Raw genomic sequence first — 21380 nt, 5'->3', positions numbered from 1 at the left:
AAAAAACTTTTCCTTCTATTTAAACGTACTTTTCCTTTAAAAATTTTTATGACTTTTTCAAAAACTTTCTATCTTTTTTAGTTAAATAACGGTACAATATCTTTGACTATTGAAGGGGGCGGAAAACAGCGATGAATCTGAAACAAATGGTAGGAATCGAAGCTGCAAAATATGTAGAAGACGGCATGATTGTCGGTTTGGGTACTGGCTCAACAGCAAAATTTATGGTAGACGAAATTGGTCGTCGCGTAAAAGAAGAAGGATTGTCAATCGTAGGGGTTACTACTTCAAAAGAAACAGAGAAACAAGCCTTGGCCTTGGGCATTCCTTTAAAAAGTATTGATGAGGTTCCGTATGTAGATCTTACGATTGATGGCGCCGATGAAATCAGCGCTGATTTTCAAGGAATCAAAGGCGGTGGCGCTGCCTTACTTTTTGAAAAAATTGTGGCCACTTATTCAAAGAAATGTATTTGGATTGTGGATAAATCAAAAATGGTGGACGATTTAGGGGCTTTCCCACTTCCAGTTGAGGTTGTTCCTTATGGCAGCCGCCAACTAGTGCATTTATTTGAAGAAAAAGGCTATCGCCCAACACTTCGTTTAAACGCTGCTGGCGAAACATTAATAACAGATGGAGGCCACCATATCATCGATTTGCATTTAGAAAAAATTACAGATCCAGAAGCTTTAGGTTCTTATTTAGACAACTTGGTTGGCGTCGTTGAACACGGCTTATTTTTAAATATGGTTTCTATGGTAATCGTCGGTTATGAAGATGGACCGAAAACCTTACATGTTCCCGCACGTTAAGAATGTGTGAAAAAAGATTATTTATATAGGAAGGATAATATATGAAACGAATTGGTTATGCACGCACAACTATTATTGAAGACGATTTAAAAAATCAACTAACCACTCTCCAATCGTTTGGTTGTGATGATATTTTCCAAGAGACATTTGATCCTCAAGCGGAGATCAGTGTCTTAGACGAAGTCGAAAAACTTCTTTCTGCTGGGGATACACTTATTGTTTGTAAATTGCACCATTTAGGTAAAACAACCCGCCAATTAACAGACTTTATGAAAATGTTAAAGGAAAAACAAGTTGATTTTGTCAGCATTTCAGAAGGAATTGATACTCACCTTCCAACAGGTGAAGCCTATTTCCAATTAATGGAGAGCTTATCTGCGATGGAATGTGCACTAATTAAAGAACGAACACTCGTCGGGCTCCACAAAGCTCGTGAAAACGGAAAAGTAGGTGGACGTCCAAAAATCGATGGACGCACCGTCCGCAAAATCCGTGCATTATATTACGAAAACAAAGAAACAATCCAATTTATTTCTAATAAATGCGGCGTTTCGGTGGGCACTTGTTATAAGTACATCAATTTACCTGAGACAGATGTCGAGCGGCTGTATTCCTAAGAATAAAAAAGAAGTCCTTCAGATGGGGCTTCTTTTTTGATTCGATTTCACTCTAATTTTTCAGCAACTTTCACGTTTTTTTACTATTTTCCATTGGAAATCTTGCGCAAAACGGTGTACAATAAACGTGGAAATCTTATTTTCAGAAAACTAAACTCAAAGGAGAGCTTATACATGCCAAAATTAGTTTTTTCTCGTCATGGACTTAGCGAATGGAATGCCTTAAACCAATTTACTGGATGGGCTGACGTAGATTTAGCACCTGAAGGTGTTGAAGAAGCAAAAGAAGGCGGCCGTAAAATTAAAGAAGCAGGCATCGAATTCGACGTTGCTTATACTTCTGTTTTAACTCGTGCCATCAAAACTTGTAACTATTTACTAGAATACTCAGATCAATTATGGGTACCTCAAATCAAATCTTGGCGCTTAAACGAACGTCACTATGGTAAATTACAAGGACTAAACAAAAAAGAAACTGCTGAAAAATACGGAGACGAACAAGTCCACATCTGGCGTCGTTCTTACGATACTCTTCCTCCATTAATGGAAGCAACAGATGAAGGTTCTGCAGCAAACGACCGTCGTTATGCAATGTTAGACCAACGCGATATTCCTGGTGGCGAAAACTTGAAAGTTACTTTGGAACGTGCATTACCATTCTGGCAAGATGAAATTGCACCAGCTTTAAAAGACAACAAAACTGTCTTAGTAGCGGCTCATGGTAATTCATTACGTGCTTTAGCTAAACACATCGAAGGCATTTCTGATGAAGATATTATGGATCTTGAAATCCCAACAGGTAAACCATTAGTTTATGAATTAAACGATGATTTAACTGTGAAAGAAAAATACTACTTATAAGAACTTGTTTCTTATTAACAAAAGCGGTTTGCCAAGGCAAACCGCTTTTTTATGGATTAAATAAATTGACTTTCGGTTAAACAATCTTTATAAATCGCTACTATATCAGCTGCATCCAATGGTACATAAGCCTTTTCAGCAATTGCACTATGGGCCACAGCTTGTTGTGCCATTTCTTCAAATTTATCTGCTTCGATGCCAACTTCTGGTAATGTCATTGGAATGCCACAAGCCACAAAGTAATCATACAATGCTTGAATACCTTTTTTCGCTGCTACTTCCTCTTCTTGTTCGACTATTCCCCAAACATTTCGAGCAAACTGTGCAAACTTGCCAACGGTTTGTTCAGACAAAACGTAATTCATCCAACGAGGCGTTAAAATTGCTAAGCCAATCCCATGCGTAATGTCATAAAACGCACTTAATTCATGTTCCATGGGGTGACAAGACCAAACACCTTGTTTGCCGCGCCCTGTTAACCCATTTAAGGCTAAACTACTTGCCCACATTAAATTAGCACGTGCATCATAATCTTCTGGATTTTCTAAAGCAATGGGACAATTTTTGATAACCGTTCGCATTAAGCCTTCCGACACAAAATCTTGGACGTCCGTGCCTGTCGAAATACTAAAATAGTTTTCAATCAAATGACTGAAAATATCCGCTGAGCCAGCTGCTGTTTGATTTTTAGGAACCGTAAAAGTATTCGTTGGATCCAAGAACGAAACTTTTGGAATCATATTCGGACCACCAAAGCCTAATTTTTGATTGGTTTCTAAGTTAGAAATGACAGCACCTGCGTTCATTTCACTACCTGTTGCTGCTAAAGTCAAGATGGTCACGATTGGTAAAGCAGGACCAGTATACCCTTTTCTGGCTGCAATGACTGTCCAGATATCTTCTTCCGAATAAAAGCCCGCAGCTATTGCTTTGGAACAGTCAATGGTTGAACCACCGCCAACTGCTAAAATAACATCGACTTGGTTTTCTTTACACAACTCAATTCCTTTTCTAACGGTTTCAATGCGCGGGTTTGGTTCGACACCGCTCAACTCAATCAGTGTATGCCCGTTTTTTTGGGCCAAATCAGTAATTTGTTGGTACAAGCCATTACGTTTGATACTACCGCCACCATAAACAAGTAAGACATTTTTGCCAAATTGATCTAACACAGCAGGTAATTCGTCTAAACGATCTTTCCCAAAACGGATGTCTGTTGGTACATAAAAATTAAAGTTTTCCATTCTTTCATCCTCCATTCAATGCTCTTACGCATTTATCATACTATTTTTTCAAAAATCCGCCAATAAAAAAGCCGAGCAAATGACAGTTGCTTTCACAACGATCGCTTGACCCAGCTTTCGATTCTTTTTTATAACGAATCGCTTGTTTTGATTAACAAATAAAGAAAATAAGGCGCACCGATGATCGCAACAATAATCCCTGCAGGCATTTCTCCATTGCCAGGCAATAGCCGACCAATCGTATCACTAACCAATAAAAGTAAACTCCCAAACAACGCCGCCAATGGCAATACCTGTTTTTGTTGCGTAAAACCACATTTGCGAGCAATATGTGGCGCAAGTAAACCTAAAAAATTAATTCCCCCTGTAACGGAAATCGCTGAAGCCGCCAACATCACCGCTAACAGCAACGAAACGATTCGTTCTTTTTTCACAGCAATACCTACAGAAATAGCTGTTTCGTCCCCCAATTGTAAAATATCCAACAGACGATGACGCTTCATCGCAAAAAAGAACCCGATGACTAGCCAAGGTAACAAAGCGCCCACAAAGAACCAATTACTGCCCCAGATACTGCCTGCTTGCCACATTGTAACAAAACGGTACTTTTCAGTGTCAATTTTTGATGTAATTAATAAGGTGAGTGCTGAAATACCCGTACTCAAAATGACACCCGCTAAGACCATTCGAACTGGCGTCAATCCTAAACGATGATGATACGCGATTACCAAAATCCCAACAGCCGCTAGCAAGCCGCCAACTAAGGCCACGAGCGGAAGTGCAAACGTCGTGATACTTGTCGTCTCAACAAAACTAATAAACAAAATCACTGCCAAACCCGCACCCGCATTAATGCCTAAAATCCCAGTATCTGCTAACGGATTCCGAGTAATCCCTTGAAGAATAGCGCCGCTTAAGCCTAAAGCTGCGCCCGCTAGGACCGCAAGCACAATCCGTGGTAACCGAAAATCCCAAACTAACAGTTGTTTGGCCTGACTTCCCTGTCCCAAAAGAAGGGCTTTTAAATCCATGAAGGAAACAGATAATTCCCCTTGCGTTAAACTGATACAAGCAGTTAGGATAATCCCAACTATTAAGATAGCCACCCAACGGGACACTTTTTTCTGTGTCATCCTAGTTGCCCTCCTTTACGAAATAAATAAAGAAAGAATGGGATGCCAATTAAGGCCGTGATAATCCCAAATGGTGTTTCAAAAGGCGGATTCACCATTCGAGCGATTAAATCTGCCACCAAAACGAGGAGCGCACCGCCTAACGCCGAGAACGGAATCAAGCGACGGTAATTTTCTCCAGAAACTGTTCGCATCACATGAGGCACCACCAAACCAACAAAACTGACCGAGCCAACTAGCGCCACAGACAATCCTGATAAAAGCAAAATCGTTATACTGGCAAACAACCGAATACGCTGCGGATTTCGCCCCAAACCAATTGTTGCATCATCGCCAAACCGTAAAATAGTCACCGACGGACTAATCAGAATTGCTAATGCAAATGCGCCCAGAAAGATCGGGACGACTATTTTTAATTGTGCCCAAGAAATAACGCTGACACCGCCAAGAAACCAAAACGTTAACTCTTGACTCAAATTGAACTGAATGGCTAAGAATTGACTAAATGATAAAAAAAGGGCACTAATACCAGCTCCCACTAAGGTCAGACGCATGGGGCTTGCTCCTCGAATTGAATGATTAGAAAGATAATAAATCAGTGCCACACTCACGCCAGCACCAAGAAAAGAAACAACTAAAAGCCACCAATAACTTGCCTGAGGGAGGAAAGCAAAAACAAGCGCTAAGCCCAAGCCAGCCCCAGCATTGATACCCAGCAAGCCAGAATCTGCCAATGGATTTTGTGTAATCCCTTGCGCTAACGCCCCACTCACCGCTAAACTTGCTCCCACAAAAGCGGCCCCTAAAATCCGCGGCAACCGAACCGTTTGGATGACTTGATGCGCTTGATTAGTCGCATCGAAGTGCGTAAATGATTCAATAATCGTTTGAATCGAAACCGACGTCGCACCAAACATCAATGACAGAAGCATTGTCCCCATTAGCAAAAAAAGACAGACAAGTAACACTTGCCATTGGTGTCTATAAAATCCGCTTATGCCTTTCATCCATCCAGCTCCATTTCCATCAACTCATAAGAAAGCACTAGTGGCCGCTGTGTCTGACTATGGTAACTAATTTCTGCTTGAATAGCGAAAACATCTGCTAAGCCAGTAACAGTAATCACTTCTTGCGGTGTTCCCTCATTGATAATCTTTCCCTCTTTCATCGCAATCACGCGATCAGAAAAACGAGAAGCTAAATTAATATCATGAATTGTCATCACGATAGTTTTCTGATGTTCTTGATTAATTCGTTTTAACACATTTAAAATTTCTAGCTGATGCGCTGGATCCAAATAGGTGATCGGTTCATCTAAAATTAAAATATCTGTATCCTGCACTAGCGCCATAGCAATCCAAACCCGTTGCCGTTGTCCACCTGATAAAATTGCCACAGACTCTCTAGCTAACTCAGTTAAGCCTGTTAATTCTAATGCCCATTGTATGTACTCTTGATCTTCTGTGGTGACGCTTTTCCAGCCCGATTGATAAGGATATCGCCCGAAAGAGACGAGGTCAAAAACAGATAAATCGATTGTATTTTCTGGCGTTTGTGATAAAATCGCTAGTTCTTGTGCTACTTCTTTTGAAGAAAAATGTTGAAGTTCTTGGTTCTTAATGAACACCTTGCCTTTCTCAGCTGGCAAAATACGCGCAAGTGTTTTTAACAAGGTCGATTTGCCACAACCATTTGGTCCAATAATACTTGTAATAGTTCCCGCTTCAAATGAACAGTTCAGCGCTTCACTAATCACTTGACGACCATATCCTGTAGTTAAGTCCTCTGCCTCTAAATAATTCATAACCATTCCTCTTTAATTTTTCTGTCGTTATTTTACATTTATTGAGAATCGTTCTCACTCATTGTTCCTTGATTATAAAAGACCCTTCCTTAAAAAGCAATGTTTCTTCCAATCAAAAAAACGAATTATCTAAAAAATGCAACTTATTTGCTCAAAAAAGCAAGCGATGATTGACAAACGGTCGTTTTTAACTGATAATGAGAATCGTTATCAACTAAAAATAAAGGAGTTACACAATGAAACTTTTAAAAAAGACGGTCCTAATTGGTACAACCCTTCTTCTTGGTTCATTCTTACTCGCAGCTTGTGGTAATACGAATAAAGAAGCCAACAACGCTGACAAAACACATGAAGTAACAGATACCTTAGGCAATAAAGTAACCGTCCCCGCGAAACCCAAACGGATTATTGCGAGTTATTTAGAAGATTATCTAGTTGCATTAGGAGAAAAACCAGTGGCACAATGGACAGTTGGACAAGGCAGCATTCAAGATTATTTAGCGAAAGAATTGAAAGATGTCCCCACTATTTCCTATGACTTACCATATGAAGCGGTTCTAAAATTTGAACCTGACTTATTATTAATCAGTTCATCTGCTCTAGTTGAAGGCGGTAAATACAAAGAATACAGTAAAATTGCGCCAACTTATGTAGTCAAAAACGGCGAAAATGTCACTTGGCGTGATCAATTGGAAGATATTGCCACTGTTTTAGATAAAAAAGAACAAGCGAAAAAAGTGTTAGAAGATTATGATACCTTAACCAAAGGCGTCCAAGAAGACCTCGGCAAAAAAGATGCTGGCAAATCTGCGGCAGTCTTATGGGTAACCAACAACCAAGTCTTTATGGTTAGCAATAATCGCTCAAGCGGAACCGTGCTCTATCAAGACTTAGGCCTCCAAGTTCCAAAATTAGTGGAAGAAATTTCTAAAAACGCTACTGCGGATTGGAATCAAGTTTCTTTAGAAAAATTAGCTGAGCTTGACGCAGACCACATTTTCCTTGTAAACAGCGATGAATCAGCACCTCTTTTCCAAGAAGCAATTTGGAAGAACTTACCTGCTGTGAAAAATAACCAAGTTCATACCTATGATAAAAAAAGTAGTTGGTTATACAACGGACCTATTGCGAATACTCAAATTGTTGAAGATGTAAAAAAAGCGCTCTTAAATTAAAAAAAATGCTTGGATGAAAATAATCATCCAAGCATTTTTTTAATTAGCAATTGCCGTTTCTAAGCCAACTTCAATCATTTCATTAAACGTCGTTTGGCGTTCTTCTGCCGTTGTTTCTTCGCCTGTCACCAAGCTATCACTCACCGTCATAATCGCCAATGCTTCTACATCAAATTTTGCTGCTAAATAATATAACATTGCCGCTTCCATTTCAATCGCTAATACCCCGTATCGACCTAAACGAAAGACATCATCTAAGCTATCTTTGTAAAAAACATCATCTGACAATACGTTACCAACATGGGTAGTAAAGCCTTTTGCTTTAGCAATTTCGTAAGATTTGAGTAAAAGATCAAAGCTCGCAATTTGTGGAAAATCATATTTAGGAAAATCATTGCGAATCGCGGAAGAAGGTGTCGCTGCTGCTTGTGCGATAACTAATTCACGAACGTTGACTTTTTCTGAAATAGAACCACATGTACCAACACGAATTAACTTCTTCACATCGTAAGAGTTAATTAACTCATGGGCATAAATACCTGCTGAAGGCATCCCCATCCCTGTTCCTTGGACCGAAACACGCTGTCCCTTATACGTTCCTGTGTAACCTAACATCCCACGAACTTGATTATAGCAGACAGGATTCTCTAAAAAAGTTTCCGCAATATATTTTGCTCGGAGGGGATCCCCTGGTAGTAAAATTTTATCGGCAATTTCACCTGGTTTTGCTTCGATATGCACACTCATTCTGGTTTACTCCTTTTTTATAAAGCTGCTAGTGTTGCTTTCACTAACTCTTTGAATTGTCCTTTAACGCGTTCAGTTGTTTCAACTACTTCTGCATGATTTAAGCTACTTTGCATACCAGCTGCTAAATTCGTAATACAAGAGATGCCTAGTACTTTCATGCCACTATGCACAGCTACAATGACCTCCGAAACAGTTGACATGCCAACTGCATCCGCACCCATCGTCCGTGACATCCGAATTTCTGCAGGCGTTTCATATGTCGGGCCAGAAAAGCCCATATACACGCCTTCTTTTAAATCAATATTTTGTTCCGCAGCCACTTTTTTTGCCACTTCCCGATATTCTTGCGTGTAAGCATGACTCATATCTGGAAAACGCGGCCCGATTTCTTCATCATTTTCACCAATTAACGGATTATCGCCTGTAAAATTAATGTGGTCATTGATTAACATCAAATTCCCCGGTGTATATGTTTCATTTACGCCACCAGCTGCGTTGGTTACAATCATTGAATGAATGCCTAAAGCAGCCATCACACGAACGGGATAAGTGACCGTTTGCATCGAATGTCCTTCATAATAATGAAAACGTCCTTGCATCGCCAAAACTTTTTTTCCAGAAAGCGTTCCGTAAACTAATTGTCCAGCATGTCCAACGACTGTTGAAACAGAAAAATGGGGAATTTCAGAGAAAGGAATAGCAATCGCATCGGTTATTTCATTAGCTAATTCACCTAACCCAGAACCTAAGATTAGACCGAAGTCTGCTTGTTGCACCCCTTTTTCTTTCAAAAACTCAGTTGTTTCGTTTAAATGATTCGTTAACGTTGTCATGTGTTGCCTCCTCGAATTATTGTAATTGATTTAAAAAGCTTTGACCGTTTTCCGTTGCAGGAACTTCAAAGTTTTCAGCAATCGTTGCTGAAATATCTGAATAAAATCCTTGTGGCAAGCTGCCTTGTTTTGTCATTTTTTTACTATAAGCCAATAAAGGCACATATTCACGTGTGTGGTCTGTTCCTGGGAAAGTTGGGTCATTCCCGTGATCTGCTGTAATTAAAAGCAAATCATCTTCGGCCATAGCTGCCATAATCTCTGGCAAACGACCATCAAAATCTTCGATGGCTTTTGCATAGCCCTTCACATCACGACGGTGGCCATACAGCGCATCGAAATCCACTAAGTTAGTAAAACTTAAACCTGTGAACTCTTTGTTCATGACCGTTAATAATTGATCCACCCCATCCATATTGCTCTTCGTGCGGATAGCTTCAGTAATTCCTTGTCCATTAAAGATGTCGTTAATTTTCCCAACAGCGATCACATCATTGCCGTTTTCTTTCAACGAATCTAAAACAGTATGGCCAAAAGGATCTAAAGCATAGTCATGACGGTTACTGGTTCGAGTGAAATTACCTGGTTCACCAACATACGGGCGAGCGATAATCCGACCAATCATATAAGGTTCGTCTTTCGTAATGTCACGAACATATTGACAAATTTTATACAATTCTTCTAATGGAATAATGTCTTCATGCGCCGCAATTTGTAAAACAGGGTCTGCTGAAGTATAAACGATTAAATCCCCAGTTTTCATTTGATGTTCGCCATAATCATCAATGACTGCTGTCCCGCTATATGGTTTGTTACAAACAACTTTTCGCCCAGAAAAATCTTCAATTTGTTTCAGCAATTCTTCAGGAAAGCCGTTTGGGAATACCCGAAAAGGTTTTTTGATGTTCAAGCCCATAATTTCCCAGTGACCGGTCATAGTATCTTTTCCAACAGAAATTTCTTCTAATTTGGTGGCATAGCCATCGTGGTCTGCCACTGCTTTGACACCTGTTAAAGGAGCAATAGTTCCCAATCCAAGTTTTTCTAAATGAGGAATGGTTAGTCCCGCTTCTTTGGCAATATGACCCAGTGTATCACTGCCGACATCTCCAAATTTTTCAGCATCTGGTGCTTCACCAATACCGACTGAATCTAGTACGATTAAATGAACACGTTTAAACACACTTGCTTCCTCCTCTAAGGTCGTAAATACGTCAAGAATGACAATTATTTTACGCTAGCCTTTTAAATAGTCTCGAGAATCAAACAGAATAATCTATTTATTCTCAGCTCTTCAATTATACCATGAATCCGCTATTATTGCCTGAAAGAGCATTAAAATTTTCAATGATTCCTTCGATTTTAGCAGGGCTTAAAAACTGAAAGAAAAAAAGTCTCCCACCGTAATTAGGAAACTTTTTTATTGTTTTTTTCGAATAGCCTGCTCCTTAAAAAGAACACGACTCTTTATCCAATCGAAACTTTTAACACTCCAAGCGGTCTCCCTCTTTTGGCACATTTAAATACCAGATAACCGCTTCTGATAAAATCACACCAATGCCAATGGGCGGATAAAAATAAATGCCGATATATCCGATTGCGAAAAGACAAAGATGAATGATTTTTGTTGCCTTACTATAAGATTTCGATTTTCTTAACTTAGCTGCACCTTGTGGATCTTTCACTGCATTGTCTTCATAAATGATCCTTGTTAGCAAGAAGTAAGCAAAATCCCAAACCGTATACACAACAAGATAAAAATAAACAGGTGCCCGCATCCACCAAAATTCACTCACCCAAGCAGTTGCTACCGGAATGAAGGCCATGGAGAATAACCAAAAATTATTTGCCCAAAACGCTTTTTTAGAAAACCAATGAGTTACGGACATTATGTAATGATGATTGTACCATGCGATACAGATAAAAATAAAACTGACAATAAACGATAAAAAATATGGGATATTTTCTATCAAACCTGCCAAAACACCCACTTGAGGAGTCTTAATTTCTAAAATCATGATGGTCATGATGATGGCAATGACTGCATCACTAAATGCTTCTACACGTGTTTTATTCATTGAACGTCCTCCACTTTTCCTATTCTGACTACAAACAAAAGTATAGCAGAAAAACCAACGATTTTTGAAAAAAAGCTGCTAGACCTGTTTGGTTTTTTTCAAAATTTCGACACTTCCTTCGAATTGTAAAAAACAGCCAAAAGAAAAAAGTTAAGTCTCCTTTATCAACTCGCTTTTTTGCAGTGAAGCAGTGCCTAATGCCGCTTGTGTTCAACTGATTATCCTAAGAAAAGAAATGGCCCCCCGTCGCTTTGACGGAGGGCCATTTCTTTTCTTATTTCGTTTTGACGTAATTTTTCCCGTTCGCTTTTGGTCCCGATGATTTTCCGAAGAACACAACTAGGACTAAAATGGTCAATACGTATGGTGCTGCTTGTAGATAAACTTTTGGAATTTCTGAAATAATTGGTAAGTTTTCCCCAGCAATACTTAAGTTTTGTGCAAAGCCAAAGAATAAGGCTGCGCCCATTGCCCCAAGTGGATTCCATTTACCAAAGATCATTGCGGCCATTGAAATAAACCCTTGTCCTGCAATTGTGGTAATCCCAAAACGACCCGCAATACTTTGAGCAAAGACAGCTCCGCCCATACCGCCTAAGAAGCCGGATAGCAAGACGCCAGAATAACGCATTAAGTAGACATTAATTCCCAATGTATCTGCCGCTTGTGGATGTTCTCCCACAGAACGTAACCGTAAGCCAAAACGTGTTTTATAAATGACAAACCAAGCTAAAATCGCAATCAAAATTGCTACGAAAGCTGGCAAAGAGGTTTTTGCAAAGAATAGTTCACCAATCACTGGAATTTTTGACAATCCTGGGAAAGAAAAATAACCAAATGATTGTGTAATCATATCTGTTTGTCCTTTTTGATAAATAACTTTTACTAGGAAAACCCCTAGCGCCGGTGCCATCAAGTTAATGACAGTACCACTGATAATATGATCTGCTCGTAAGTTAATAGTTGCAACGGCATGTAAGAGAGAAAAGACAATCCCGACAACGCCTCCTACTAAACAAGCAATCCATGGTGTCGCCGCGCCAAATGTATCAGCAAACGTCAAGTTAAAAACGACCGAACTGAAAGCGCCCATTACCATAATACCTTCCAAACCAACGTTAACCACACCACTTCGTTCTGAGAACGTTCCGCCTAATGCTGTCAAGATGAGCGGAGTTGCATACACTAATGTTTGCGTGATGATTGAGGAAATTGTTGCTAAATCCATTAGATGTCTCCCCCCTCTTGATTGTTTTTGTCTGGCGCCGCTTCAATTGTTTCTACAATCGCTACTTCTTTTTTACTACCAGACGCTTTTGCTAACAAGAAACGAATTAAATAACTAATTCCCACAAAGAAAATAATTGCTGCAATAACAACATCAACTAATTCGGTTGGTACACCAGCTATCAACGGCATTCCTTGTCCACCAAGTTTTAACATTCCAAACAGTAATGCGGAAAGTAAAATCCCGATTGAGCTACCTGCTCCTAATAGAGACACGGCCATACCATCGAACCCAATGCTCAACGATGTGTTTTGAATAAAGAAGTTTTGGAAAGTCCCCAATCCTTGGACCGCACCACCTAAACCAGCCAGCGTTCCTGAAATCATCATGGATAAAATAATCGTTCGCTTGCTGCTCATTCCAGCATATTCAGAAGCAAATGGATTTAACCCCACCGACCGAATTTCAAAACCAAGCGTTGTTTTTTTCATCAAGAACCACACAAGAATAAGGAAAATGAAGGCCAAGAAAATGCCGATGTTCAAACGAGAGCCATCACTGATACTTGTTAAAAACGGTGAGCGTAATGATGCATTCGCACCAATCATTTTGGTAATTCCTTTATTCGCCATAATACTTGGTTTCATGACATTATTAGCAATATGATTTCCTGTGTACAATAAAATATAATTCAACATAATCGTAACAATAACTTCACTCGTCCCAAAATAGGCACGCAAGAAACCTGGAATGGCTGCTGCTAAAGCTCCTGCAACTGCCCCAACAATAATCGCCACCGGCAACGCAATCATCCGGGGTGTATCAGGCATGGATAAAGCGACCCAAATACTAGCCACCCAACCACATAGGGCTTGTCCAGAAAGCCCGATATTAAAGAATCCAGCCGAATTTGCCACCGAGAATCCTAAAGCGGTAAAAATCAACGGTGCTGCGGTGACAAAAATCTCACCAATACTTTTCTTTCCTTGGAAAGCTGTTTCAAACATCGCTTGATACCCAGCCACTGGGTCATAGCCAAAGATAACCATAATAATTGCCCCTAAGAGGAAACCCATAATAACAGATAACACAGGGACTAAAATATTTCTTATTTTTTCAGAACGATTATTCAACAGTTTCACCTGCCTCTACTTTTGATAACTCAGCACGGGCTTCTTCCAATGAGTAGCCAGCCATTAACAAGCCCAATTCATTTTCTGTCGTTTCTTTCGGATCAACAATTCCGACAATTTCCCCCGCATGAATAACAGCGATACGATCAGAAACATTTAAAATTTCATCTAATTCAAAACTTACTAATAAAACAGCTTTATTTTTATCTCTTTGTTCAATTAGTCGACGATGAATGTATTCAATGGCTCCGACATCTAAACCGCGTGTTGGTTGAGAAACAATCAACAAATCTGGATCGCGGTCAACTTCTCGGGCAATAATTGCTTTTTGCTGATTCCCACCTGAAAGCGCCCGAGCTGGTACTAATTCATTAGGAGTCCGTACATCATATTCTTCAATTAATTCACGGGCATGTTTGTTAATCATTCGATAGTTTAAAATACCTGTTGAACTGTACGGCTTTTGGTAATACGTTTGTAGGCCAATATTTTCAGCCAATGTCATCTCTAATACCAAGCCATATTTATGTCGGTCTTCAGGAACGTGGGCGACACCCATTTCCGTAATTTCCCGAGGTTTGCGATTAGTAATCTCTTTTTCATTCAAATGAATGGAGCCGTTTTCGACTTTGGTTAATCCTGCTAAGGCTTGGATTAATTCTGTTTGTCCATTGCCATCAATCCCCGCAATTCCAACAACTTCCCCTGCTCGGACATCTAAGCTAAGATTTTTCACTGCATCTAAGCCGCGGCTTTCTTTCACTACTAAATCTTTAATTGATAAAATTGTTTCTTTCGGTTGCGCTGGTTTTTTCTCTGTTTTGAAGGAAACAGAACGACCCACCATCATATCGGCTAACTGTTGCGAAGAAACGTCTTTCACATTGACGGTGCCAATACTTTGCCCCCGGCGAATAACCGTACAACGGTCCGCCACTTTTTTAATTTCATCTAACTTATGTGTAATTAAAATGATCGATTTGCCTTCATCGGTTAGTTCTTTCAAAATAATCATTAATTCATCAATTTCTTGTGGCGTTAATACTGCGGTTGGTTCGTCAAAAATTAAAACGTTCGCACCACGATATAAGGTCTTTAAAATTTCAACCCGTTGTTGCATACCTACAGAAATATCGCGAATATAGGCATTGGGATTTACATCCAACCCGTATTGCTTAGACACTTCTTCAATCTCTTTTTTCGCTTTTTTCCGGTCTAAAATACCGCCATGGGTAGGTTCACTACCTAAGATAATATTTTCAGTCACAGTAAAGGCTTCAACTAACATAAAATGCTGATGGACCATTCCGATTCCTAAACGATTGGCTGCAGTAGGACTTGTAATGTTGACTTTTTCGCCATTCATATAAATCTCACCTGAGGTCGGTTCCAATAGCCCTGATAAGATATTCATCAAGGTCGACTTGCCTGCACCATTTTCACCTAGCAGTGCGTGGATTTCACCAGGTTTTACTTGTAAATCAATTTGGTCGTTGGCTTTGAACGTCCCAAATTCTTTGGTGATTTTACGCATCTCAATTACGTTTTCTTCTTGAGACAAGGTCTATTCACTTCCTAACAAAATTATATTGGCAATACTTTAGAGGGTAATTTTGACCCTTAACTAAGTAGTTGAAGAACCTCAACTATTTAGTTAAAAATCCAAACATCATAAAGGGTTTCCTTGGCAGCCGTCGCTGCCAAGGACCACTTCATTTTTAGAAGGAACAATAATGAGCCCTTCTTTTTTTATTTAGGAGCTTAAATTATTCTGGTTTTTCTGGGACTTTTACGTCACCTGAGATTACTTTATCTTTTGCTGTTTTAACAGCTTCTTTTGTTTTGTCGTTTAAATAGCCGTCTGTTAAGTCAACGCCACCATCTTTTAATCCATAAACTAAATGTTCGCCACCAGGGAATTTGTCTTCTAACGCACGGTTGGCAATATCTTGAACCGCTGTGCCGACACCTTTAAGTGTTGAAGTTAACGTGAAGTTGTCTTCTTTGCCGTCTTTTGTTTTGTACTTGCCATCAGCATCTTGATCACGGTCAACACCGATTACCCAAACTTTGTCGCCAGAACCTGATTCATTCAAGTCTTTTGCTTCTTGGAAGACCCCTTGTCCAGTAGCACCAGAAGCATGGAAGATGATATCAACGCCATTTTGGTACATTGCAGCAGCTAAAGCTTTCCCTTTGGCAGGATCAGCAAATGAAGCCGCATATTTTGTATCAACAGTAATTTCTTTACCTAATTCTTTCGCAGCATCAGCCACACCTTTTTCAAAACCAGCTTGGAAACGGTCAATTACGACCCCTTCTTCACCACCAACAAAACCGACTTTGTTCGTTTTTGTTTCGTTTGCAGCAGCAACACCGGCTAAGTAAGCTGCTTCATTATCTCTAAATGTTGCAGAAACAACATTCTTTTTGCCATCGATTTGATCATCGATTAAAACAAAGTTTGTATCAGGGTTGGCATCTGCTGCAGAAGAAATTGCATCTTTTAGCAAGTAGCCAATACCAAAGATTGTGTTGAATTTACTTGATACCGCTTGGTCAATATTTGTTGTATAGTCAGCTGCATCATTCGATTGAATATATGCATACCCTTTTGAACCTTCTGGCAAATCATGTTCTTTACCCCAAGCTTGCAATCCTTCCCAAGAAGATTGGTTGAACGACTTGTCATCCACGCCGCCTGTATCTGTAATGATTACAGCACTATGCGCTGCATCCCCTTTGCCACCGCCGCTTTCAGCGGTTTTGCCTTTGCCACCACCACATGCTGCAAGTGAAACTGATAAACCTAATGCAATCAAACTAAAACCGAATAATTTTGCTTTTTTCATTTCTGTAAAGCCTCCTAAAAATAGTTTAATGTATTTAAACAACTAAGTTGTTTCTAAGGTTGGTCTGGGACTTTTACGTCACCAGAGATGATTTGTTCTTTGGCTTCTTTAACTGCCGTTTTGGCTTGATCGCTTAAGGCTTCTGTTGTTAAATCAACACCGCCATCTTTCAATCCATAAGTTAAATGTTCGCCGCCAGGGAATTTATCTTCTAATGCAAGATCAGAGATTTTTTTCACAGCAATATTTACACCTTTAATGGTTGAAGCTAACGTTAAGTTATCATCCTTGCCATCTTTGGTTGTATATTTACCGTCTTCGTTTTGGTCACGGTCAACACCAATCACCCAAACTTTATCTTTTGAACCTGTTTCATTTAGCGCTTTGGCTTCTTGGAAGATTCCTTGTCCTGTAGTCGCCGCTGCGTGATAAATAATGTCGGCACCTGCTTGATACATAGAAGAAGCTAAGGCCCGTCCTTTTGAAGCGTCTGCAAATGTCCCTGCATAAGTAGACGTAATTTGAATATCTTTGCCTAATTTTTTGCCAGCGTCTGCTACACCTTTTTCAAAACCAGCTTGGAAACGGCCAATAACAGGTCCTTCAACCCCGCCGATAAATCCTACTTTGTTGGTTTTCGTAGTGTTAGCTGCTGCCACACCTGCTAAATACGCAGATTCATTATCTCTAAATGTTGCAGAAGCGACGTTGTTTTTCCCATTAACTGTATCGTCGATTAGAACGAAATTCGTTTCTGGGTTGGCGTCCGCTGCATCTACTACTGCATTTTTTAGTAAATAGCCAATGCCAAAAATCGTTTTAAATTGACTTGAAATGGCTTGGTCAATGTTTGATGTATAATCAGATGCTTCATTTGATTGAATATACGCATACCCTTGAGGTCCTTCTGGAAGTTTGTGCTCTTTGCCCCACTCTTGCATTCCTTCCCACGCAGATTGGTTAAAAGATTTGTCATCAATGCCGGCTGTATCTGTGACCATTACGACACTATGTTGTGGATCACCTTTTGTGTTGGCGTTCTTTTTGCTATTGCCGCCACATGCAGCTAACCCAATGGTTAAGGCAACTGCTGCCAATCCTAGACCTAAAAATTTTGCTTGTTTCACTTTCCGAAAAGCCCCCTACTATTTTATCTATTATTTCATTCGCATTTATGCTATTGAAATCTACTTTGAGCCCAACGAAACCTTATGTCCTTTTTTTAAAAATCTTTATCTGTAAATGAATAGGGCAATAATGCCTCAACTGTCATTGTTTTAGTCGCGCCATCTTTACCAACTAGCGTGACCGGCATTTGTGGATCAAAGAATTCAGCCATTACTTGACGACAAGCGCCACATGGAGAAATGGGTGCCTCTGTATTACCTGCTACAACTAAATGTTGGAAGGTCCGTTCATCTTCTGAAATGGCTTTAAAAATCGCCGTTCTTTCTGCACAATTTGTTAAACCAAAGGAGGCATTTTCAATGTTGACTCCTTGATACATTTTCCCGTCTGCAGTCACTAAGCAAGCGCCCACAGGAAAGTTAGAATACGGTACATAGGCGTGTGCCAATGCTTCTACGGCACAATCAAGCCATTCTTGTTTTACTGTCATCTTTTTCGCCACACCTTCGTTTAATTTGAAATACGAATTAATACCCTTCGCCAGTTGCGCCAGAAACAATTGCTACACCCGTACTTGCACCGATGCGTGTTGCCCCAGCTTCAATCATTGCTAACGCTTCTTCTGCATTATGCACGCCACCAGAAGCCTTAACGCCCATGTCAGGACCAACTGTCTCACGCATTAAACGAATGTCTGCTACTTTAGCGCCGCCTGTTGAGAAGCCAGTAGATGTTTTAACGAAATCGGCACCTGCTTCTTTGGCTAATTCACAAGCTTTAACTTTTTCTTCGTCTGTTAATAATGCTGTTTCAATAATCACTTTGACTAACGCTTTTCCTTTGGCTGCATCTACTACGCCTTGAATGTCTTGACGTACGTAATCGTATTGTTGTGATTTTAATGCACCAATATTAATCACCATATCCACTTCATTCGCACCATTTTTAATTGCATCAGCTGCTTCGTATGCTTTAACTTCTGGTGTATTTGCCCCCAAAGGAAAGCCAATAACGGTACACACAGCGACGTCGGTATCTGCTAATTGCTCGCTAGCAAAAGCGACCCAACAAGGATTGATACATACAGAGAAAAAGTTGTACTCCTTAGCTTCGTCAATAATTTTTTGGACAGCGGCTTCTGTCGCTTCTGGTTTCAAAATAGTGTGGTCAATCATGCGGTTTAATTCCATGATGAGAATTCCTCTTTTCTTTTTGTTTTATTCCGTAATAATATCGTGAATCAAAATAGGCTCTTCGCCGGTTGGTCCAATTTCAATGTTTTTATAAAGCAATTGCTCGACTTCTGTCACGTCTTCACGATTGGCATAAATGGTTAATAATGATTCGCCTTTTTCAACTGGGCTCCCTACTTTTTTGTGAAGTTTCAAGCCAACTTCAAAATCAATCGTATCTTCTTTCGTAGCCCGACCAGCGCCCAGCAACATTGCGGCAACGCCAATTTCATTGGCAACGATTTTTTGTACCACGCCTGTTTCTTTGGCAGGTAAATCAAATTGATAAGTTGCGGTTAATAATTTTTCTGGCTGGTCAACAACGGAACTGTCGCCGCCTTGATTTTCAATCATTTCTTTAAATTTTGCGAGCGCTCGACCGCTTGTTAATGCTTCTTCTAATAAAGCCCGTGCTTCGTCTAACGTCTCGGCTTTTTTAGCTAAAACGACCATCTGACTTCCTAAGACATAGCACATCTCCACTAAATCTTCTGGCCCATTTCCTTGCAAGGTCTCGATTGCTTCAACGATTTCTAAACTATTTCCGATGGCCTCCCCTAAAGGTTGTGACATGTCTGAAATTACTGCCATCGTTTGGCGATTTGCCAGTTTCCCAATGCGAACCATTGTTTCCGCTAATCGACGAGCACTTGCTAGGTCTTTCATAAAGGCCCCTTCACCAGTAGTCACATCTAAGACAATCGCATCTGCCCCTGCGGCAATTTTTTTACTCATAATGGAACTTGCAATTAATGGAATTGAGTCAACAGTGGCGGTCACATCACGTAACGCATAAAGTTTTTTGTCTGCTGGTGCTAGATCACCTGACTGACCAATTACTGCCACTTTTGTATCGTTCACCAATTGAATAAAACGTTCTTCTGTCAATTCAACTTTAAAACCAGGAATCGCTTCTAATTTATCCAACGTACCGCCCGTGTAGCCTAAGCCACGACCAGACATTTTTGCTACATTGACCCCGACACTAGCAACTAATGGCGCTAAAATAAGCGTCGTAGTGTCGCCTACGCCACCTGTAGAATGCTTGTCGACTTTGATTCCTTCTATAGAAGAAAGATCCACAATTTCGCCTGAATGGACCATTGCTAACGTCATTTGTGTAATTTCTTCGTCTGTCATATCTTGGTAAAAAACAGCCATTAAAAAGGCACTTACCTGATAATCTGGAATTGAACCATCTGTGTATCCGTTGATAATAAATTGAATTTCTTCGCTTGTTAGTTGATGCCCGTCACGTTTCTTTTCAATAATGTCTACCATTCTCATGAATTCGTTCCCTCCGATTTCCCGATAATGTATTATACAACAAAATCGTTCAGCTTTAAACCATTTAGTAAACCAGTTTACTATTATTTTTTTCTTGTGAAAACGCAAACAACACGAACATTCTATTTCTAAGCTGTTTTTTAAATCGGTTTTGTGCTTTTTCTAGCAATAAACGTCGCATCAAAAACTTTATTTGGAACTTTCCCTGTTGGATCTGCAATAGCTTCCACCAAAAATTTTGCTGCATAATAGCCAATATCAAAACTCGGCTGATAGACAGTTGTTAAACTCGGCACCAAATATTCGGAAATTTCCAAGCCATCAAAACCAACCACCGAAATATCGTCAGGAATTTTCTTGCCCGCTTCTTCAATGGCTTGATAAGCTCCCATCGCCATTTCATCATTGCCACAAAAAATTGCTGTGATTTCTTCATTTTTCAAAACTTCTTTCGCCGCAGCATAGCCGCCATGCAAGTTCAATTCCCCAGCACAAACATAATGCGGACGAAAAGGTAAATTGTTGTCCTGTAACGCATGCTGATACGCCGTCACTCGTTCCGTCAAACGATAATAGCCTGCACTTTCACGCAACATGCCAATATGCTGATGCCCTTGTTGGATCAAATGATGGACCGCTTGATAAGCACCTTCATACTCTTTAACGATTAATCGTCCACTATCTCGTGGATTAATCCCACGATCGACAAGAATGACAGGAATCGGATGTTCTCGTCGGTCTTTTAAAATATGATTTTCTGGCAAAACATTCGGCGTGGCAAAAATAATGCCATCCACCGACCGATGAATCAACTCGCTAACATATTGCATCGCTTGCTCGGAATCATGCTTTGAATTGCATAACAAAATCATGTAGCCTAACGAATTTAAATATGTTTCCACACCTTCAATCACTTTTGAGAAAAAGAAATCCGTCACATCTGGCACAATCATACCAATGGTTTTGGAATGACGGTTGATTACATTCGAAGCAAAGTAATCTGGTTTGTAATGATTTTCAGCGACTACCGCCAACACCTTGTTGCGGGTTTTTTCACTGAAACGACTCCCTTTATTATTCAGAATTTGTGAGACGGTTGTGACAGAAACACCAGCCATATCAGCAATTTCTTTAATCGTTAGTTTCATCGCGCCCCTCCCAACGTCTCCTTTTGCATTGACAGACATTTGTAGACGTGTTACAGTCTTCAAAA

21 protein-coding genes are annotated in these 21380 nt (G+C 40.0%); 4 read left to right on the top strand and 17 right to left on the bottom strand.

Features of this window, described 5'->3' with window-relative positions:
- Positions 1-131: 131 nt before the first annotated feature.
- The 3 genes from rpiA to gpmA all read left to right on the top strand — a co-directional run bounded on the left by rpiA (position 132) and on the right by gpmA (position 2290).
- Positions 132-812, top strand: coding sequence for a ribose-5-phosphate isomerase RpiA (gene rpiA, locus IGI97_RS00720; RefSeq protein ID WP_438737798.1), 681 nt, complete (start codon positions 132-134; stop codon positions 810-812).
- Positions 813-853: 41 nt separating this feature from the next.
- Positions 854-1429: a recombinase family protein gene (locus IGI97_RS00715; RefSeq protein WP_002356188.1), complete on the top strand. Its 576-nt coding sequence runs from the start codon at positions 854-856 to the stop codon at positions 1427-1429.
- Positions 1430-1603: 174 nt separating this feature from the next.
- Positions 1604-2290, top strand: coding sequence for a 2,3-diphosphoglycerate-dependent phosphoglycerate mutase (gene gpmA, locus IGI97_RS00710; RefSeq protein ID WP_002359343.1), 687 nt, complete (start codon positions 1604-1606; stop codon positions 2288-2290).
- Between the two features lie 56 nt (positions 2291-2346).
- Here gpmA and IGI97_RS00705 read toward each other — a convergent pair whose 3' ends face one another.
- The 4 genes from IGI97_RS00705 to IGI97_RS00690 form a co-directional block, all read right to left on the bottom strand.
- Complete coding sequence (locus tag IGI97_RS00705) at positions 2347-3549, bottom strand: iron-containing alcohol dehydrogenase (protein WP_002390245.1); 1203 nt, start codon at positions 3547-3549, stop codon at positions 2347-2349.
- 113 nt (positions 3550-3662) lie between these two features.
- Complete coding sequence (locus IGI97_RS00700) at positions 3663-4667, bottom strand: FecCD family ABC transporter permease (RefSeq protein ID WP_002392918.1); 1005 nt, start codon at positions 4665-4667, stop codon at positions 3663-3665.
- On the bottom strand, positions 4664-5674 hold the full coding sequence (locus IGI97_RS00695; RefSeq protein ID WP_002376380.1) for a FecCD family ABC transporter permease: 1011 nt from the start codon (positions 5672-5674) through the stop codon (positions 4664-4666). The genes IGI97_RS00700 and IGI97_RS00695 overlap by 4 nt, the downstream gene beginning before the upstream one ends.
- On the bottom strand, positions 5671-6477 hold the full coding sequence (locus IGI97_RS00690) for an ABC transporter ATP-binding protein (protein ID WP_438737795.1): 807 nt from the start codon (positions 6475-6477) through the stop codon (positions 5671-5673). The genes IGI97_RS00695 and IGI97_RS00690 overlap by 4 nt, the downstream gene beginning before the upstream one ends.
- A 230-nt stretch (positions 6478-6707) precedes the next feature.
- Between IGI97_RS00690 and IGI97_RS00685 the strand changes: the two genes are divergently transcribed.
- Positions 6708-7646, top strand: coding sequence for an iron-hydroxamate ABC transporter substrate-binding protein (locus IGI97_RS00685; protein ID WP_438737793.1), 939 nt, complete (start codon positions 6708-6710; stop codon positions 7644-7646).
- Positions 7647-7685: 39 nt separating this feature from the next.
- Here the strand turns inward: IGI97_RS00685 and deoD are convergent, their stop codons facing one another.
- From deoD to IGI97_RS00620, 13 genes are all read right to left on the bottom strand, one after another.
- A complete protein-coding gene (gene deoD / locus IGI97_RS00680; protein ID WP_002359338.1) occupies positions 7686-8393 on the bottom strand; it encodes a purine-nucleoside phosphorylase in 708 nt (235 codons plus the stop codon).
- A 17-nt stretch (positions 8394-8410) separates the two neighbouring features.
- A complete protein-coding gene (locus tag IGI97_RS00675) occupies positions 8411-9229 on the bottom strand; it encodes a purine-nucleoside phosphorylase (protein ID WP_002356180.1) in 819 nt (272 codons plus the stop codon).
- A gap of 16 nt (positions 9230-9245) precedes the next feature.
- Positions 9246-10412, bottom strand: a complete 1167-nt coding sequence (deoB, locus tag IGI97_RS00670) for a phosphopentomutase (protein WP_002387505.1) — start codon at positions 10410-10412, stop codon at positions 9246-9248.
- Between the two features lie 301 nt (positions 10413-10713).
- The gene (locus IGI97_RS00665; protein ID WP_002359336.1) at positions 10714-11307 is read right to left on the bottom strand and encodes a TMEM175 family protein; all 594 of its coding nucleotides are present in this window, start codon (positions 11305-11307) and stop codon (positions 10714-10716) included.
- Positions 11308-11581: 274 nt separating this feature from the next.
- Entirely contained in the window at positions 11582-12535 is a 954-nt protein-coding gene (locus IGI97_RS00660; protein ID WP_002356172.1) for an ABC transporter permease, read from the bottom strand.
- The gene (locus IGI97_RS00655; protein ID WP_010820604.1) at positions 12535-13668 is read right to left on the bottom strand and encodes an ABC transporter permease; all 1134 of its coding nucleotides are present in this window, start codon (positions 13666-13668) and stop codon (positions 12535-12537) included. The genes IGI97_RS00660 and IGI97_RS00655 overlap by 1 nt, the downstream gene beginning before the upstream one ends.
- Positions 13661-15229: an ABC transporter ATP-binding protein gene (locus IGI97_RS00650; RefSeq protein WP_002381361.1), complete on the bottom strand. Its 1569-nt coding sequence runs from the start codon at positions 15227-15229 to the stop codon at positions 13661-13663. Before IGI97_RS00650 ends, IGI97_RS00655 begins: the two co-directional genes overlap by 8 nt.
- A 205-nt stretch (positions 15230-15434) precedes the next feature.
- Positions 15435-16520, bottom strand: a complete 1086-nt coding sequence (locus tag IGI97_RS00645) for a BMP family lipoprotein (RefSeq protein WP_002356169.1) — start codon at positions 16518-16520, stop codon at positions 15435-15437.
- Between the two features lie 53 nt (positions 16521-16573).
- Positions 16574-17647, bottom strand: a complete 1074-nt coding sequence (locus IGI97_RS00640) for a BMP family lipoprotein (RefSeq protein ID WP_002356168.1) — start codon at positions 17645-17647, stop codon at positions 16574-16576.
- A 95-nt stretch (positions 17648-17742) separates the two neighbouring features.
- On the bottom strand, positions 17743-18207 hold the full coding sequence (locus tag IGI97_RS00635; protein ID WP_002387503.1) for a cytidine deaminase: 465 nt from the start codon (positions 18205-18207) through the stop codon (positions 17743-17745).
- Complete coding sequence (deoC, locus tag IGI97_RS00630; RefSeq protein WP_002356166.1) at positions 18176-18838, bottom strand: deoxyribose-phosphate aldolase; 663 nt, start codon at positions 18836-18838, stop codon at positions 18176-18178. The genes IGI97_RS00635 and deoC overlap by 32 nt, the downstream gene beginning before the upstream one ends.
- A gap of 27 nt (positions 18839-18865) precedes the next feature.
- Complete coding sequence (locus IGI97_RS00625) at positions 18866-20167, bottom strand: pyrimidine-nucleoside phosphorylase (protein WP_438737791.1); 1302 nt, start codon at positions 20165-20167, stop codon at positions 18866-18868.
- A gap of 140 nt (positions 20168-20307) precedes the next feature.
- Positions 20308-21315, bottom strand: a complete 1008-nt coding sequence (locus IGI97_RS00620; protein ID WP_002356164.1) for a substrate-binding domain-containing protein — start codon at positions 21313-21315, stop codon at positions 20308-20310.
- Positions 21316-21380 lie beyond the last annotated feature (65 nt).

The organism is Enterococcus sp. DIV2419, from assembly GCF_051711865.1.
Taxonomy (GTDB): domain Bacteria; phylum Bacillota; class Bacilli; order Lactobacillales; family Enterococcaceae; genus Enterococcus; species Enterococcus faecalis.
Note: the sequence above shows the minus strand (reverse complement) of the source record. Positions and strands in the feature narration are given on the sequence as shown.

What these genes read in the sequence shown, in the direction of transcription:
- gpmA (WP_002359343.1), top strand. Translation starts at nt 1,604, where the DNA reads ATGCCAAAATTAGTTTTTTCTCGTCATGGACTTAGCGAATGGAATGCC.
- IGI97_RS00675 (WP_002356180.1), bottom strand. Translation starts at nt 9,229, where the DNA reads ATGACAACGTTAACGAATCATTTAAACGAAACAACTGAGTTTTTGAAA.
- deoD (WP_002359338.1), bottom strand. Translation starts at nt 8,393, where the DNA reads ATGAGTGTGCATATCGAAGCAAAACCAGGTGAAATTGCCGATAAAATT.
- IGI97_RS00685 (WP_438737793.1), top strand. Translation starts at nt 6,708, where the DNA reads ATGAAACTTTTAAAAAAGACGGTCCTAATTGGTACAACCCTTCTTCTT.
- IGI97_RS00660 (WP_002356172.1), bottom strand. Translation starts at nt 12,535, where the DNA reads ATGGATTTAGCAACAATTTCCTCAATCATCACGCAAACATTAGTGTAT.
- IGI97_RS00705 (WP_002390245.1), bottom strand. Translation starts at nt 3,549, where the DNA reads ATGGAGGATGAAAGAATGGAAAACTTTAATTTTTATGTACCAACAGAC.
- deoC (WP_002356166.1), bottom strand. Translation starts at nt 18,838, where the DNA reads ATGGAATTAAACCGCATGATTGACCACACTATTTTGAAACCAGAAGCG.
- rpiA (WP_438737798.1), top strand. Translation starts at nt 132, where the DNA reads ATGAATCTGAAACAAATGGTAGGAATCGAAGCTGCAAAATATGTAGAA.
- IGI97_RS00625 (WP_438737791.1), bottom strand. Translation starts at nt 20,167, where the DNA reads ATGAGAATGGTAGACATTATTGAAAAGAAACGTGACGGGCATCAACTA.
- IGI97_RS00690 (WP_438737795.1), bottom strand. Translation starts at nt 6,477, where the DNA reads ATGGTTATGAATTATTTAGAGGCAGAGGACTTAACTACAGGATATGGT.
- IGI97_RS00715 (WP_002356188.1), top strand. Translation starts at nt 854, where the DNA reads ATGAAACGAATTGGTTATGCACGCACAACTATTATTGAAGACGATTTA.
- IGI97_RS00620 (WP_002356164.1), bottom strand. Translation starts at nt 21,315, where the DNA reads ATGAAACTAACGATTAAAGAAATTGCTGATATGGCTGGTGTTTCTGTC.
- IGI97_RS00665 (WP_002359336.1), bottom strand. Translation starts at nt 11,307, where the DNA reads ATGAATAAAACACGTGTAGAAGCATTTAGTGATGCAGTCATTGCCATC.
- IGI97_RS00695 (WP_002376380.1), bottom strand. Translation starts at nt 5,674, where the DNA reads ATGAAAGGCATAAGCGGATTTTATAGACACCAATGGCAAGTGTTACTT.
- IGI97_RS00645 (WP_002356169.1), bottom strand. Translation starts at nt 16,520, where the DNA reads ATGAAAAAAGCAAAATTATTCGGTTTTAGTTTGATTGCATTAGGTTTA.
- IGI97_RS00700 (WP_002392918.1), bottom strand. Translation starts at nt 4,667, where the DNA reads ATGACACAGAAAAAAGTGTCCCGTTGGGTGGCTATCTTAATAGTTGGG.